This is a genomic window from Vibrio sp. 10N.261.52.C11 (genome assembly GCF_041471405.1).
Taxonomy (GTDB): domain Bacteria; phylum Pseudomonadota; class Gammaproteobacteria; order Enterobacterales; family Vibrionaceae; genus Vibrio; species Vibrio crassostreae_C.
In genome coordinates, this window is record NZ_JBFROI010000024.1 from 156652 (window position 1) to 172241 (window position 15590).

Annotated in this window: 13 protein-coding genes; 9 read left to right on the forward strand and 4 right to left on the reverse strand. The window is 44.3% G+C overall.

The window, feature by feature from the left end; all coding sequences use genetic code 11:
* Positions 1–55 precede the first annotated feature (55 nt).
* From AB4323_RS10035 to AB4323_RS10045, 3 genes are all read right to left on the reverse strand, one after another.
* Entirely contained in the window at positions 56–1417 is a 1362-nt protein-coding gene (locus tag AB4323_RS10035) for an L-serine ammonia-lyase (RefSeq protein ID WP_017060420.1), read from the reverse strand.
* Positions 1418–1537: 120 nt separating this feature from the next.
* Positions 1538–2791, reverse strand: a complete 1254-nt coding sequence (locus AB4323_RS10040) for an aromatic amino acid transport family protein (protein WP_102320452.1) — start codon at positions 2789–2791, stop codon at positions 1538–1540.
* A 309-nt stretch (positions 2792–3100) separates the two neighbouring features.
* Positions 3101–3700: a CoA pyrophosphatase gene (locus tag AB4323_RS10045; RefSeq protein WP_372058516.1), complete on the reverse strand. Its 600-nt coding sequence runs from the start codon at positions 3698–3700 to the stop codon at positions 3101–3103.
* 303 nt (positions 3701–4003) lie between these two features.
* On the opposite strand from AB4323_RS10045, the gene AB4323_RS10050 reads away from it, so the two are divergent.
* Positions 4004–4546: a heme NO-binding domain-containing protein gene (locus tag AB4323_RS10050; protein ID WP_065584176.1), complete on the forward strand. Its 543-nt coding sequence runs from the start codon at positions 4004–4006 to the stop codon at positions 4544–4546.
* Position 4547: 1 nt separating this feature from the next.
* The gene (locus AB4323_RS10055; protein WP_102428579.1) at positions 4548–6266 is read left to right on the forward strand and encodes an ATP-binding protein; all 1719 of its coding nucleotides are present in this window, start codon (positions 4548–4550) and stop codon (positions 6264–6266) included.
* A gap of 162 nt (positions 6267–6428) precedes the next feature.
* Here AB4323_RS10055 and pabB read toward each other — a convergent pair whose 3' ends face one another.
* A complete protein-coding gene (gene pabB, locus AB4323_RS10060) occupies positions 6429–7808 on the reverse strand; it encodes an aminodeoxychorismate synthase component I (RefSeq protein ID WP_017065426.1) in 1380 nt (459 codons plus the stop codon).
* 254 nt (positions 7809–8062) lie between these two features.
* On the opposite strand from pabB, the gene AB4323_RS10065 reads away from it, so the two are divergent.
* The 7 genes from AB4323_RS10065 (at position 8063) to AB4323_RS10095 (ending at position 15470) form a co-directional block, all read left to right on the forward strand.
* A complete protein-coding gene (locus tag AB4323_RS10065) occupies positions 8063–9580 on the forward strand; it encodes a fumarate hydratase (protein ID WP_017068776.1) in 1518 nt (505 codons plus the stop codon).
* A 164-nt stretch (positions 9581–9744) separates the two neighbouring features.
* Entirely contained in the window at positions 9745–9930 is a 186-nt protein-coding gene (locus AB4323_RS10070; RefSeq protein WP_004734731.1) for a hypothetical protein, read from the forward strand.
* A gap of 199 nt (positions 9931–10129) precedes the next feature.
* The gene (locus AB4323_RS10075; RefSeq protein ID WP_372051713.1) at positions 10130–11503 is read left to right on the forward strand and encodes a YcjX family protein; all 1374 of its coding nucleotides are present in this window, start codon (positions 10130–10132) and stop codon (positions 11501–11503) included.
* Positions 11504–11517: 14 nt separating this feature from the next.
* Positions 11518–12570, forward strand: coding sequence for a YcjF family protein (locus AB4323_RS10080; protein ID WP_372152297.1), 1053 nt, complete (start codon positions 11518–11520; stop codon positions 12568–12570).
* Positions 12571–12693: 123 nt separating this feature from the next.
* A complete protein-coding gene (tyrR, locus tag AB4323_RS10085; RefSeq protein WP_372152299.1) occupies positions 12694–14238 on the forward strand; it encodes a transcriptional regulator TyrR in 1545 nt (514 codons plus the stop codon).
* 18 nt (positions 14239–14256) lie between these two features.
* Positions 14257–14844: a ribosomal protein S5-alanine N-acetyltransferase gene (gene rimJ / locus AB4323_RS10090; protein WP_065584184.1), complete on the forward strand. Its 588-nt coding sequence runs from the start codon at positions 14257–14259 to the stop codon at positions 14842–14844.
* A gap of 152 nt (positions 14845–14996) precedes the next feature.
* Positions 14997–15470 (forward strand): DUF2947 domain-containing protein, encoded by a 474-nt coding sequence (locus AB4323_RS10095; protein WP_017060433.1) that lies wholly within the window; start codon positions 14997–14999, stop codon positions 15468–15470.
* Positions 15471–15590 lie beyond the last annotated feature (120 nt).

The window sequence follows — 15590 nt, forward strand, 5'->3', positions numbered from 1 at the left end:
AAAAAGGAACGCCGCGGCGTTCCTTTTTTATTATCGGTTTATTAATTCAGAATGATTAACAAACAACCTTAACAGCCAAACCACCTTGAGATGTCTCACGGTATTTAGCGTTCATGTCTTTACCTGTTTCTAGCATTGTTTCGATAACTTTATCTAGAGAAACAGTAGGAGCAGAAGAGCGACGAAGCGCCATACGAGTCGAGTTGATTGCTTTAACTGCAGCAATACCGTTACGCTCGATACATGGTACTTGTACTTGGCCAGCAACTGGGTCACATGTTAGACCTAGGTTGTGCTCCATGCCGATTTCTGCAGCCATACATACTTGCTCAGGGCTACCACCCATAAGCTCAGCAAGACCAGCAGCAGCCATAGAGCATGCCACACCAACTTCACCCTGACAGCCAACTTCAGCACCAGAGATTGAAGCGTTACGCTTGTAAAGACCACCGATCGCGCCAGAAGCTGCGAAGTAACGGATGTAATCTTTCTCTGTCACTGTTTGGATGAACTTATCGTAGTAAGCCAATACAGCAGGGATGATGCCACATGCGCCGTTTGTTGGTGCCGTTACTACACGGCCGCCAGCTGCATTTTCTTCGTTTACTGCGAAAGCAAACATGTTTACCCAGTCAACAACCGACATTGGATCATTGGTTGTTTTTTCTGAAGTCATTAGCTGTTGGCGAAGTGCTGCTGCACGGCGAGGAACACGTAGTGGACCAGGCAGGATACCTTCAGTATTCATACCGCGATCCATACACTCACGCATAGTTTTCCAGATGTTAGCGAAGTAAGTGCGAGACTCTTCGTCTGAGTGGAACGCTGCTTGGTTTTTCATAACCAGTGTACTGATAGAAAGACCGCTTTCTTTGCACTGATTAACCAGCTCTTCAGCTGTTGTGAATTCGTAAGGTGCTTTGATTGGGTTTTCTTCTTCTTTGCCGAAGTTCTCTTCGTCAACGATGAAACCGCCACCAATTGAGTAGTACGTTTTTGAGTATGCAACTTCGTCACCAACCCATGCATGAATGCTCATGCCGTTCTCGTGTAGAGAAAGGTTGCTAGTGTGGAAGTTCATACCGCCATCGCGTGGGAACGATACTGTATGACAGTGCATGCCAACAGGAAGGCGCTCAGTTTCTTCTACGCGAGCAATGAAGCCAGCAATAGAATCGATATCAACACGCTCAGGAGTATTGCCAGCAAGACCCATGATGATTGCGATATCTGTGTGGTGACCTTTCCCTGTCAGTGATAGTGATCCATATACGTCCACGGTGATTTTAGTGATGTCGCGCAATTTTCCCATTGAACGTAGGTCATCAATAAATTCTTTACCCGCTTTCATTGGTCCAACTGTGTGTGAGCTCGATGGACCAACACCGATTTTATAGATATCAAATACACTAATCATAGCGATTACCTCAAAAAGAGAGCCTCCCAAGGGGAGTAGGGAGGCTCATTTATTATCATTATATTTTTTGTCTAATCTCGTGATATAAGATGGATGCCATCTTATAAAAAGGGCTTGAGATTAAAGAGCGCCGTAGATTACAGAACTAATAGCCGCTAGACCACATAAAGCTGTAAAGATTTGTACAGGTGCTGAAGTTTTGTACTTAGCCATTGCTGGTACTTTTTGCATCGCGAATACAGGCATTAGGAACAGGATAGCTGCAATCATTGGAGCACCCATTGTTTCAATCATACCTAGGATACTTGGGTTAACTACCGCAACAATCCAAGTAGTAACAACGATGAACGCTAGAGATGCTTTTTCGATAGTGCTTACTGAAGAACCAGAGCGAGACTTGATTAGACCAACAAGACCTTCGTGAGCACCTAGGAAGTGACCGAAGTAGCTAGAAGTAATCGCTGCGAACGCTACTAGAGGACCCATGTAAGAGATAAGTGGAGACTCATGTACGTTTGCTAGGTAAGAAAGAACAGAGATGTTCTGTGCTTGTGCTGTTGCTAGTTGCTCTGGAGATAGAGAAAGAACTACAGAGAATACGAAGAACATTACAAAACCCATCAGCATCATTGCTGCGCCGCCAGTGATCGCGTCAGTTTTCTTAACTGCGTCATCACCGTATACACGACGTTGCTCTTTAGAGAACTGTGAAATGATTGGGCTGTGGTTGAAAGAGAACACGATGATTGGAATAGCAAGCCAGATAATAGAAGGCATTGTTGACCATTCTGGGCTTACGTCCATCATTGAAGTGTTCCAATCAGGAACTAGGTAAAAAGATAGCGCTAGTAGGATGAATACTAGTGGGTAAACCATTGCTGAAGTTGCTTTAAGCATCAGCTCTTTACCGAATACAACACCTGCTGTCATAGCAAGGATAAGTGCACCAGAAAGAAGAGGACGTGGAATAGATTCCATACCCATTTGGTTTACTAGGAAAGAATCAACTGTGTTTGTGATACCAACACCGTAGATAAGAACGATCGGGTAGATAGCAAAGAAGTAAGCAAAAGTAATAATGTTTGCGCCAGTCTTACCGAAGTGCTCTTCAACTGTGTCTGTAATATCAGCTTCAGGGTTTTTAGCAGACAGTACGAAACGAGCTAGAGATTTGTGTGCGAACCAAGTCATTGGTGCCGCAATTAGAGCTAGGATAACTAATGGCCAAAAACCACCCGCACCAGCTTTGATTGGAAGGAATAGTACGCCAGCACCAACTGCTGTACCGAATAGTGATAAACACCAGGTAAAATCTTTATAGTTAAACTTGCTTGAATCTTTAACGGCATTTGCCGAAGAAGTTGTTGTGTTCATGTTAAATTACTCATTTTTTGGGAACAGGAAATAAGTCGGGGCTAATTCTGCAGAATTTTCTTCTGCAAAAAATAGATCTAAATCATGTAATGAAACGGCGTGTCACATGATATGCGAAAAACGGATTTTTGATCACGAAAATAGCGTGCCACAGGTGATTTATGTTTATGCTTGGTATTACTTTTATTTATGCGAAAGGCGGGGTTGTATAGATTTATACCAGGGAAACGTTTGCGTAAAATTGCATTAATAAATCTGTTCCATAGAAAGTCTGGATTTTGTTAACAGAGATTAAACAAAACGTAGTTTCTATGTAATTCGTTGCACTACATGTTGCTGCAGTGATTGGATGATTTGCGCCGTAACGCCCCAAATTAGGTGCTCTTGGAAGGGCATCGCAAAAACACGATGCTTGATTTGTTTAAAGTTAACAGTGTGGCTGTGTAACTTGGCTTGGTCTAAAACATAGGTAGCGGGCACCTCAAAAATTGAGGCAACTTCGTTCTCATCAATGATGGCTTCATAGTCAGGATCGACCATGGCAACAATCGGCGTCACAGAAAATTTACTAATAGTACTCAATGTAGGTAATTGCCCAACAATTTTAACTTGATCCGATCGAATTCCCACCTCCTCATGGAGCTCTCTGAGTGCAGTGAATTGCATAGAAGGGTCAGAAAGTTCGTGTTTACCACCAGGAAAGCTGACTTGGCCGGGGTGATGCTTTAAATGAGCCGCTCTTTTAGTAAAAATGACATGTAAACCATCTTCTCTTTCAACTAAACCTACCACCACTGCCGCTTTACGTAATTGCTCGCCACTGATGTGCGAAACACGCTCTACTGACTCTGGGTGATAGCCAACGGTAGGGTTAAGTTGGAATTGCTGAAGGAAGTTTTCTTTATTCATATCAAGCCAATATATTGATTATTATGATTTTAATTATAGACATAACCGTGGGTTGATTACCAATATTGAGTTTTTCTTCATTCACTTTCCCTCTTTTAGTTATTAATTGGGCGTCATGAGGGGCTGTTTACCGATGAATCTCCTCAAAATGACGATTTTTGCTATATTCAATATGTGCATACAGGCGAGTAAGCGTTATCGATGTCATAAAATTGGGTGACGAAACGTAGATTTTTTGTTTAAGAATTTGATAACAATAACTTAGTGGACCATTCTAAAAAGAAATAGAAGAAAAGGTATGAGATGAAAGGAATCATATTCACCGAATTTTTAGAGCTTGTTGAAGACAAGTTTGGGCTAGAGCTTTTGGAAGAAGTTCTAGAAATGTCAGAAGATGAAGGAATCTATACGTCGGTCGGCAGTTACGACCACAAAGACCTTGTCAGGTTGATTATCAACTTGAGTAAGAAAACCGATATTGATGCGGCAAGCTTGCAACGCGTGTTTGGGCAGTCTGTATTTAAGAACTTACTGGCCTCATTACCGAATAAAGCGAGCCTTGCTCACAGCAATACCACCTTTCAATTTATTCAGCACGTAGAGCGTTACATTCATGTTGAAGTGAAGAAGCTCTATCCAGATGCTGAGCCACCTGAATTCAGTTTTATCACCACGAACGAAGCACAACTTGTTTTTGACTACAAAAGCGCAAGGTGTATGTCTCATGTTTGCTTAGGGCTTATTGAAGGATGTGCTGAATACCACGGTGAATCTATCGCGGTGGAGATGACGCCACAAAATGATGACCAAAGCGTGGTTAGGTTTAATCTCAAAGTAGAAAAGTAATATGGATCTGGCATCTGCCCTAGAGAAGAAGCTTAAGCGTCAAATCGCGGCAAGGAAAGCGGCTGAAGGATTGTTGGAACAGAAGAGCCTCGAACTGTTCGAGGCTAACCAACAGCTTGAGCTTGCTTTGCGTCAGTTAGAAAAGCGCTCCAACGCGAATATACGCCGCATTGAATTCCAAGAACAAATCGACAACCTGTTGATTGATTTTGGGCGCGCGTTTCTAAGAAATGATCTCGATGATGTCATGCTATCTGAACTAACGACCAACGTGACTAACAGTTACTTAATCGAAGCCAGTCGTTTGATTCTACCTCCCAAGCTCATCCCTCAGTTACAGACCTATGATTATGGCGATGAGACTGTCGAGGTGTTAGAGCAAGACATTCAAGAACCTCATTGGCAAGACAACCTACTGACCGTGCCCTTAGAGGTTGAAAAAGTCATAGTTGGTGCGTTAATCGTCAGAGTCAGGTTGTTAGACCAAGACTACGAGTTTATCCAAAGCCAACTGTTGTTGGTCACGGACCTTATCTGCAGTGCCTTAACCCATCAACTAGCAATCAACCGAAATATTGAATCACGTAAACGAGCGGAAGAGTCCGAAAGGGCAACGCGTGACTTTGTGGCCATGATTAATCATGAGTTAAGAACTCCACTTAATGGCTTACTAGGCAGTGCCGAGTTGATCAGTGATACCGAACTGAATAGCTCTCAGCGTGAGATAGTGAACAACCTGAGCCAATCTGGAGAGTTTCTCCGAACCATCATTAATGATCTATTGGATTACAGCAAAATTAACGCAGGGATGTTAGAGCTTATTCCAAAGAAATTTGCCCTACGTGATTTGAGAAACACGATTGAAAGCATCTTCGTCAATCGAGCAATTGAGAAGCAGCTCGAATTCAATATCAGTGTTACGTCAAACGTTCCCTCCCATTTCCAAGGCGATTTAGAGCGCATCACACAACTGTTTGTGAACTTAATAGGTAATGCGATTAAATTTACAGAAGAAGGGCATGTGAATGTTGATATTGAGTGGGACAAAAACCAATTTGTTTTCTCTGTAGAAGATACCGGAGTCGGAATCGCTGAATCGGCGCATAAGACGCTGTTTGAACCTTTTACGCAGGCAGATAACTCAAGTAGTCGGAACTATGAGGGTACAGGACTTGGGTTAGCGATTTGTCGCAAACTGGTGGCTCTGATGAATGGTGATATTGGGGTGACCAGTGTCGTTGGTTCAGGCACGACGTTTACCATCTCGATTCCTCTTCAAGTTGTCGATGTTCCGGCAGAGAGTGATAGTGTCGCCAAGGGCTTTGAGTATGAGGCGGAATTGTCACTACTTAAAGTGCTGGTGGTTGATGATATTAAGATGAACCAGATCATCATCCAACAGATGCTTCGTAAACATGAGATTGAACCAGCTATCGCAAGCAATGGTGTCGAAGGGTTTGAGCTCGCGTCAGACAACGAATACGACATTGTATTCATGGATTGCAGAATGCCTGTTATGGACGGGTTTGAAGCAACAGAGAAGCTAAGAGAGAAGGGTTACGTTAAATCTATTGTGGCACTGACCGCCGGAACGACATTGGAAGAACGCGAACGTTGTATTCAGTGTGGAATGGATGACATTTTGAGTAAGCCTTACACCGCCAACGATCTGAAAGAGATGCTCAAGAAGTGGGGTGTCTCAGCGGTGAAGGTCGCTTAAACACGCGAATAAAGCGTTGTGAGTTATGTACTCTAACTTACAGACTAAAAAACCGAAGTGATCTTACGATCCTTCGGTTTCTTTTTATATCGAACTTTTGCTAGCCGTTAAGCTACGGAACTCGTCATTAAGTCGCGGAACTCGCAGTTAATGACACTAGGTTTAGCAATCTTCAAGTACCGGTAGAATTCGACTCAGCTTATCCAGTGTTTCTTGGTATTCAGAAGCACAATCACTATCAAATACCACACCACCGCCAGCCCAAGCATAAAGCGTGTTGTTCTCGGCGACTAATGTACGAATGGTAATACTGGTATCCATTCTGCCATTTCGGCTGATGTAGCCAATACTGCCGCAGTACGCTGAACGTCGATGCGGTTCTAACTCTTCAATGATCTGCATCGCGCGAACTTTTGGTGCGCCAGTAATCGAGCCTCCAGGGAAACAGGCTCTCAGAAGGTCAGTTGCAGAGTATTGGTCATCAAGGTCCGCTCGTATCGTGCTCACTAAGTGGTGCACGGCAGGGAAGCTTTCAATATCGAAGAGCTTTGGTACATGCACTGTGCCCGGTTTTGCTACTCGGCCAATGTCATTACGAAGTAGGTCGACGATCATCAAGTTTTCCGCCTGATCTTTATCGGCGCTTGCTAGGTCTTGCGCGTTGGCATTATCAATCATCGGGTCCTCAGAACGAGGTCGTGTGCCTTTGATTGGCTTGGTTTCAATGACGTTGTCTTTGAGTTCTAAGAAACGCTCTGGCGAAACACTGATGATTGCGCAGTCGGCCAAACGGATAAAACCCGAAAAGGGCGCTGAGTTGTACTGTTCTAACTTGTCATAAGCCAGCCATTCACTACCTTGGTATTGGGCATTGAAGCGCTGAGCTAAGTTAATCTGATAGCAGTCCCCGGATAACAGGTACTCTTGAACACTATCGAACTTAGTGGCGTAGCTCTCTTCGCTCATATTGGATTGCCACGGTGTGGTTAACCCAAAGGGCGCATGTGATAGGTGTGATTGAGCCATCTGCTGCATTAGCCAATCATGATGTTCATCGATATTGCTACCGACAATACACGCCGTTTTCAATTGGTGGTCAACGATAACAGCCCATTCATACAAGCCAACTGCCATGTCAGGTGCTTCAATATCACGCTTTGCGAGTGATGGAAGTGTCTCGACTCTGCGCCCTAAATCATAGCTAAAATAGCCTAAAGCGCCGCCAACGAATGGCAACTGAGTGTGCTCTTTAGTCGCAGGCAATAATTGTTGCTGATATTGGTCGAGTAGTTCGAAAGGATCAGAGTCTGAAACCTCGCACGTCTCATTAACATTAACGGTCGTTTCTGCACCGATTGTCTCGAAGGTGGCGATGGGTTGAGCAACTAAAATATCGTATCGACTATCAACGTGGCTTTCTGAAGCGGAGCGTAATAGCATTGCCCACGGCAGGTTTTCAATATGGGAAAACAGCTGTTTAGCTAAAGTTGATTGATATTCAAGCGGCTTGATTTGGATAGAGCGAAATTCGTTGTTATTCATTTGTTTAATTTGTGACAAAGAGTTCGATCACTGCATGGCGTGTGAGAGGAAGCAAGAGTATCATAAATTGAAAATAAAATGGGTTCTTGATTAGAACGGAGTAATCCAAGTGGTTTAGTTTAAAGCTATGCAAGCGATTGCTAAAGCAACTAAATACAGCTCAACACAATAAAAAGCTAAACCACCTAATTCGATTTGGCACATATAGTCAAACTGTGAACCCACATGGAACCAGAACAATAAAGAGGCATGCAATGACGGTTATTCGTAAGCAAGATGTGATCAGCAGTGTCGCTGACGCACTTCAGTACATTTCTTATTATCACCCTTTAGACTTTGTCCAAGCCCTAGAAAAAGCGTACGAGAAAGAAGAGAGCCAAGCAGCTAAAGATGCGATCGCTCAGATTCTTATCAACTCGCGCATGTCTGCGGAAGGCCATCGTCCAATTTGTCAGGATACGGGTATTGTTACTTGTTTCGTGAACATCGGTATGGATGTTAGGTGGGAAACGGATCAAACAGTACAACAGATGGTTGATGAAGGCGTTCGTCAAGCTTACAACAACCCAGATAACCCATTGCGTGCATCTGTCCTAATGGACCCTGCAGGTAAGCGTATTAATACCAAAGACAACACACCAGCGGTTGTCCACATTAATATGGTTCCAGGCAACAAAGTTGAAATTCAAATCGCGGCTAAGGGCGGCGGTTCTGAGAACAAAACCAAGATGGTTATGCTGAACCCTTCTGATGATATTGCAGAATGGGTAGAGAAGACGCTGCCAACAATGGGTGCAGGCTGGTGTCCACCGGGTATGCTAGGTATAGGCATCGGCGGTACGGCTGAGAAAGCAGCTGTGCTAGCGAAAGAATCTTTGATGGAACACATCGATATCCAAGAGCTTATCGAGAAAGGTCCTGAGAACGCAGAAGAAGAGCTTCGTTTAGACATCTTCAACCGTGTAAACAAGCTTGGCATTGGTGCACAAGGTCTTGGAGGTCTCACTACTGTGGTTGATGTAAAAATCAAAACAGCACCAACTCATGCTGCTTCTAAGCCTGTATGTTTGATCCCGAACTGTGCAGCAACGCGTCACGTTCACTTCACACTAGATGGCAGCGGCCCAGCAGAGCTAACGCCACCTAAGTTAGAAGAGTGGCCAGACATCACTTGGGAAGCGGGCGCAAATACACGTCGTGTTAACCTTGATGAAGTGACTAAAGAAGACGTACAAGAGTGGAAGACCGGCGAAACGGTTCTTCTGTCAGGTAAGATCTTAACCGGTCGTGATGCTGCTCATAAACGTATTCAAGGCATGCTAGAAAGCGGCGAAGGCTTACCAGCTGGCGTTGATTTCAAAGGTAAGTTCATTTACTACGTGGGTCCTGTTGATGCTGTAGGTGATGAAGCGGTAGGTCCTGCGGGCCCAACAACTTCAACACGTATGGATAAGTTCACTGACATGATGCTGAACGAAACTGGCATTATGGGCATGATCGGTAAAGCGGAACGTGGCCCTGCAACGGTTGAATCAATCAAAGAGCACAAAGCGGTTTACCTAATGGCGGTTGGTGGTGCAGCTTATTTAGTCGCAAAAGCAATTAAAAAAGCACGCGTTGTTGCGTTTGAAGATCTCGGTATGGAAGCGATTTACGAGTTTGAAGTTGAAGATATGCCTGTAACGGTAGCGGTTGACTCTAACGGCGTGAACGCACACCAGATCGGCCCTGACACGTGGAAAGTGAAGATTGCTGAAGCTGAGAAAGCGTAATTAATCGACGCCAAAAAATCGTAATTGTCGCTAACTTCAGCGTTTGAATTGCAATTTTTGACAGAAAGTTAAAGACAAAAGTGCAGCATTATCTGCACTTTTGTCTTATTATCAATGATATAGTGATAAACACATAGTTTGATATAAGAACATAGGAGAGAGGAATGCCTCGTTTTATTCAGATCCTACAGATTATCTTGGCAGTGGTGATTGGTGCTTTTGTTGGCTACGACCTGATCTTGAAAGGGATCAGTATCTTTGATAATAAATACGTGACGATTACATGTGCGCTTTGGCTAATTGCAGAGATTGCACTGTTTGTTATCTACAAGTTGATTGAAGACGATTAGACGTCGGATATCGTGCAAAAATTCTAAAGCCCCTGATTATGAATGTAGTCAGGGGCTTTTATTCATCTAGCATTAAGAATGTGTATTGCATACTCATCAACATAAGCAAAAGCATACAAACTATCCCAACGGGGAAAGAACATAGGCTTGCCTTTCTATTATCATAACCAGCTAGCCTAACTATCACGGAGTCGTTCTAATGAAACACCTAACTCAAGAAATGAGTGACTTTATAAGCAGAGGAACGGATTCTCATATTCGAGTAGCGGTCACGGGGCTCTCTCGTGCGGGTAAGACAGCATTCATTACTTCGCTGGTTAATCAGCTTCTTCATACGTCTACCCACAAAAACTTGCCACTGCTTGCATCTGCGAGAGATGGAAGAATTATTGGCGCAAAGCGCATCCCGCAACACAACATGATGATTCCACGCTTCTCTTATGATGAAGCGATGGAGTCGTTGAATGCACAGCCACCAGAATGGCCGGTACCAACGCGTGATGTCAGTGAGATTCGTTTAGCCATCAAATATAAGCCTGCGAAGGGCGCAAAGAAGCTACTGAGTAAAAACAGCACCCTTTATCTCGATATTGTCGATTATCCAGGTGAATGGTTGCTTGATTTGCCGTTACTGGATATGGACTTCGATACCTGGAGCCAATCTCAGTTTGCCGCATTGAAAGGCGACAGAGAAACTTACTCGCAACAGTGGAACGTAATGCGTGGTGATATCGATTTGCTAGCAGAAGCGGACGAAAAGAAACTGGTCGCGATTGCCGATAGCTACACCCAGTACCTTCATACTTGTAAAAGTAACGGACTGCATTGGGTACAACCGGGTCGATTCGTATTACCGGGTGAGCTTGAAGGCGCGCCTGTGTTGCAATTCTTCCCGTGTCTCGCACCTGAGGGTAAGTTCTCAAAAACAAGTAACTATGCGGTACTGAAAGCGCGTTATGAAGAGTATCAACAGAAGGTCGTGAAAGCGTTCTACAAGAATCACTTCGCGACGTTCGACAGACAAATCGTGTTGGTGGATTGCTTACAGCCACTTAATGCGGGCTATGACTCTTTCATGGATATGCGTGGCGCGTTAGAACAGTTACTTAAGAGCTTTAAGTACGGTCGAAGCAATATCTTAAGACGTTTATTTGCGCCGAAGATCGACAAGATCTTGTTTGCAGCCACCAAGGCTGACCACGTGACACCGGATCAACATCCGAACTTGGTGTCACTTTTACAACAGATGGTACATCCGGCTTGGCAGCAGGCGGCGTTTGAACACATCGACATGAGTTGTATGAGTATCGCGTCTATTCAAGCGACCAGCGCGGGTTATATCTCGTCTGGCTCAGACAATGTTCCGGCGTTGCAAGGTGTGACTTTGGATAATGTCCCTCAAACCATGTATCCGGGAGAGGTGCCGCGTAAGTTGCCTAATAAACAGTATTGGGAAACCAACCAGTTTGATTTCACGAGCTTTAGACCGATGGAGCAACATTCCGATGAGCCTTGCCAACATCTAAGAGTCGACAAGGTTTTAGAGTATCTCATTGGCGACAAGTTGAAGTAATTGAGGCAATCAAAATGAGTGAATTAAAAACAAAGCAGGTCTTTAATGAACCGTTGAAGACCTCTTTTGATGAGCAAGACAAGAGTGACGTTGGCCCGGATTTAGGCGCTCAACAACTGTTCACAGAGCAAGAGAAATTTGTCCCTGTCGCACCGCAAGTGAAAGCTGATCTTGATGGTGAAGCTGAGCAGCAATTGGAACAAGTGATTCGACCGAGCAAAAAGAAGAAGTGGTTTGGAACGGGTTTATTGGTCGCTTTCTCTGGCCTAGTTGGATGGCAGGCAATTGATTCGGTCATTACCGCGATTCAATCGGCTGACTGGCTGGCGTTAGGTTGGGCAGGCTTCATTGCTGCCATTGCTTCATTGGGTTTAGGCGTAATAGGCAAAGAGCTGTGGAAACTGCGTTCACTTAAAGATCACTTTAGTGTGCAAGAGCAGAGTGAAGAGCTACTCCAAAGTCAAAGTGTCGGCAAGGGCAAAGCGTTCTGTGAAAACATCGCCAAGCAAGGCGGCATTATCGCTGAGTCTCCTTCGTACGATAAGTGGCGAAACAGCATTAACCCTGCACACAGTGATGCAGAAGTGTTGGATATGTACGATGCGTTAGTCGTGAGTCAACAAGACAAAGTAGCGACTCAAATCGTCACTAAGTTTTCGACCGAATCGGCGGCTTTGGTCGCGGTGAGTCCATTGGCGGCGGCTGATATGTTGTTGGTGGCTTGGCGAAATTTCACCATGATAGACAAGCTTGCTGATGTGTATGGCATTGAGCTTGGCTACTGGTCTCGCATTAAGCTATTTAAACTGGTGTTAATCAACATGGCCGCTGCAGGAGCAAGTGAGCTCGCGATTGATGCAAGTATGGATCTCGTCTCGATGGATCTTGCAGGCAAAGTCTCAGCTCGAGCAGGGCAGGGGCTAGGTGTCGGTATCCTTACTGCAAGACTGGGCTTAAAAGCCATGACATTGCTGCGTCCTATGCCTTGGCATAACGAACGAAAAGTAAAACTGGCAGACCTCCGCAAAGCCGTCCTTTCTGAAATAAAGCGTATCACTCTTAAATAAAGCATTTGAAGCTCAATAGTTTGAGAAGAAGAGTAAACATATGTTTACTCTTCTTCTTGACTGAACTCAGAGCTTAATCCACACTACTGTCAACTTATCCTGACACCTATAATAGGACTATTTGTGCGTCTTGAAGTATTGTGTGAAGACAGACTCGGCTTAACGCGTGAGTTGCTCGATATCTTGGCCTCAAAAAGCATTGATTTAAGAGGAATCGAAATTGATGTTAAAGGTATTATTTATCTAAACTGCCCTGATATTGATTTTGATGCTTTTAGTGAACTTATGGCTGAAATTCGCCGAATTTCAGGTGTGAAGGATGTACGTAAAATCCAATTTATGCCAAGCGAAAGGCATAACACAGAGCTGATTGCTCTGCTGGCAAACCTACCTGATCCTGTTATTGCGATTGACCTTAAAGGCTCAGTCGATATGGCTAACCACGCTGCATTGAACCTTTTTAATAAGCAAGAAGACGCAGTCATCGGTGAACCGCTAGCGACGTTTGTTCCTAGTTTTAACTTTGCTCGTTGGATCGAAGGCGATGTAACGCGCCATCGTGAAGTTGTCGTGTTGGATGGTTTAGATTTCTCTATTGAGATCCTGCCGATTTACCTTGGTGGTGATGTCAACGAAGCGGTACTGGCAAGTGCAGTAATGACGATTCGTTCTTGTAATCAAGAGATGAACTCGCCAGATTCAATCCCAGAACAGAACAACCTGGGTTTTGAACACTTTGTTGGTGTCTCTAATCGCCATAAAGCCTTGATCAGCCAAGCTAAGAAATTGGCTATGCTGGATCAGCCTCTATTAATTGAAGGCGATACAGGTACGGGTAAAGAGATGCTGGCGAAAGCGTGTCATAACCGTTCAAATCGATCGTCTTCCCCATTCTTGATTCTAAGCTGTGCATCGATGCCTGATGACGTAGCGGAAACGGAATTGTTTGGTCATGCGCCGGGTTCATTCAACCATGAGCAAGGTCATAAAGGCATTTTCGAGCAAGCGAATGGCGGTACCGTATTTTTAGATGAAATTGGCGAGATGAGCCCGCATCTTCAAATCAAGCTGCTGCGTTTCCTACAAGATGGTTCATTCCGTCGTGTTGGTGAAGAAGAAGAGATGCACGCGGATGTTCGTATTATTGCATCAACGCGCCACCGTCTTTCTGAATTAGCCGACTCGGGTTCGTTCCGTGAAGATTTGTTTTACCGCTTGAATGTACTGACTCTGTCTATCCCTGCATTGCGTGAACGCTCAAACGACGTAGCGCCACTGTTGGAACTGTTCGTTGCAAAGTACGCGCAGCAGTTAGGTATGTTAAAACCAAAACTGACTCAAGAGCTGATCGACCAGCTTGGTAATTACCAATGGCCGGGCAACATTCGCCAGTTAGACAACATGGTTCTACGTGCACTAACAGAGCTAGATTCAGACACACTAACGGTTGAGCAATTCCATTTGCCACAGCTTGAAACAATGACGGCTGGAATGGCGAACCTGAGCTTAGACGGCTCGCTCGATGAAATCATGAAAGACTATGAATCTCAGATTCTAGAGAAGCTTTATCAGTCTTTCCCATCAAGCCGTAAGCTAGCAAAACGTTTGAATGTATCTCATACCTCAATTGCGAATAAGCTTCGTGATTACGGTATCAGAAAGAACTGATCGAATAAGAACAAGATTATGGAAGATTTGAGTACACCAGAGCGCATTTATAAGCATGATGGTAATCTGATTCTACGCACGGCTGAAATCGATGATGCTGGCATGATCAGCGAGTACTTTCAGGTTAACAGAGAGTATCTGAAACCTTGGGAACCGATTCGCGAAGACGCGTTCTTTGATAGAGCGAGTTGGGCGCAGCGACTGATCAAGTTAAACGAGCTTCATAAAATGGGGCTAGGCTATTACTGTTTACTGATTAACGCTGACTCTAATGAAATGTTAGGCACCATATCGTTCAGTAATTTGTCTCGTTTCCCGTTCTACGCTTGTAATGTCGGTTACTCATTGGCGCAAAGTGCACAGGGCCACGGTTACATGCGCAGAGGTTTGAACATGGCCAAAGACTACATGTTTGATGTGCAGAACATGCACCGCTTAATGGCGGGCTACATGCCTCACAACGAACGCAGTGCTGGTGTATTAGAACATCTTGGTTTTGTCCGAGAAGGTTTTGCTAAAGACTACCTACAGATTAACGGTAAATGGGAAGACCATATACTGACGGCATTAGTTAACCCAAACTGGGAAGATAGACGCGCTGTATAGAGATCAATAGTCATTAGGCGTAAGTACCAATTAAGCGTAAATACAGATTTAGAGGCAGTGACGACATAGATAAAATGAAACCGTCACTGCATCAAAAAGAACAGATAGGCATGGTAAATCCATCAGCCTGAGAAGATATTTGAGGAATTTTGATGTCATACACAACTTTGGACGAATACCAAAGAAAATGGATTTTCACACACCAGTCAATGCCGCTGCCGGCAGAGGACTTGGAAAAGATTAAGCCAATGACACAGGCGAGAGCATCTCAGTTCTGGAAAGAGAACGTGAGCCCTCAAAGTCCAGACGCAGAACGACTGAGCTCGCAAGACTGGCCAAGCAAAGCATCGAACTGGAATGAAGAGATCAGCTGGATGGCGCATTGGGAAGCGGATGAGCCAGAAATGCCAGAAGAAATTCTTAACTTTATTGATTGGCAAGATGACGTAACTGTTTATTTTTGTTACGAAAAATACAATGTTCTTGAAACTAAATGGGCGATTTTCAAGAAGCATTGGAAGAACTTCTTGTTCTACGATGATGGCCCGATTTTAATTGGTCGCCGTCGTTCAGAAGCCCTTTGGTTTGCTACCAATGGCAAGGTAAAAATCGGTAACCGTGCTTAACCTCGGTGTGATTTAATCGAGTGAGTGTTTGTGTTTCGAACAACAGATAGACAAACAAAAAGCGAGCATTGAGCTCGCTTTTTTTGTGCCTAATGATCTTCGAAGAACATGGGGAAATAC

Excerpts from the sequence above, each read along its gene's own strand:
- AB4323_RS10040 (WP_102320452.1), bottom strand. The coding sequence starts at position 2,791 with ATGAACACAACAACTTCTTCGGCAAATGCCGTTAAAGATTCAAGCAAG.
- AB4323_RS10095 (WP_017060433.1), top strand. The coding sequence starts at position 14,997 with ATGTCATACACAACTTTGGACGAATACCAAAGAAAATGGATTTTCACA.
- AB4323_RS10055 (WP_102428579.1), top strand. The coding sequence starts at position 4,548 with ATGGATCTGGCATCTGCCCTAGAGAAGAAGCTTAAGCGTCAAATCGCG.
- AB4323_RS10045 (WP_372058516.1), bottom strand. The coding sequence starts at position 3,700 with ATGAATAAAGAAAACTTCCTTCAGCAATTCCAACTTAACCCTACCGTT.
- AB4323_RS10050 (WP_065584176.1), top strand. The coding sequence starts at position 4,004 with ATGAAAGGAATCATATTCACCGAATTTTTAGAGCTTGTTGAAGACAAG.
- AB4323_RS10075 (WP_372051713.1), top strand. The coding sequence starts at position 10,130 with ATGAAACACCTAACTCAAGAAATGAGTGACTTTATAAGCAGAGGAACG.
- AB4323_RS10035 (WP_017060420.1), bottom strand. The coding sequence starts at position 1,417 with ATGATTAGTGTATTTGATATCTATAAAATCGGTGTTGGTCCATCGAGC.
- AB4323_RS10070 (WP_004734731.1), top strand. The coding sequence starts at position 9,745 with ATGCCTCGTTTTATTCAGATCCTACAGATTATCTTGGCAGTGGTGATT.
- pabB (WP_017065426.1), bottom strand. The coding sequence starts at position 7,808 with ATGAATAACAACGAATTTCGCTCTATCCAAATCAAGCCGCTTGAATAT.
- AB4323_RS10065 (WP_017068776.1), top strand. The coding sequence starts at position 8,063 with ATGACGGTTATTCGTAAGCAAGATGTGATCAGCAGTGTCGCTGACGCA.
- rimJ (WP_065584184.1), top strand. The coding sequence starts at position 14,257 with ATGGAAGATTTGAGTACACCAGAGCGCATTTATAAGCATGATGGTAAT.
- AB4323_RS10080 (WP_372152297.1), top strand. The coding sequence starts at position 11,518 with ATGAGTGAATTAAAAACAAAGCAGGTCTTTAATGAACCGTTGAAGACC.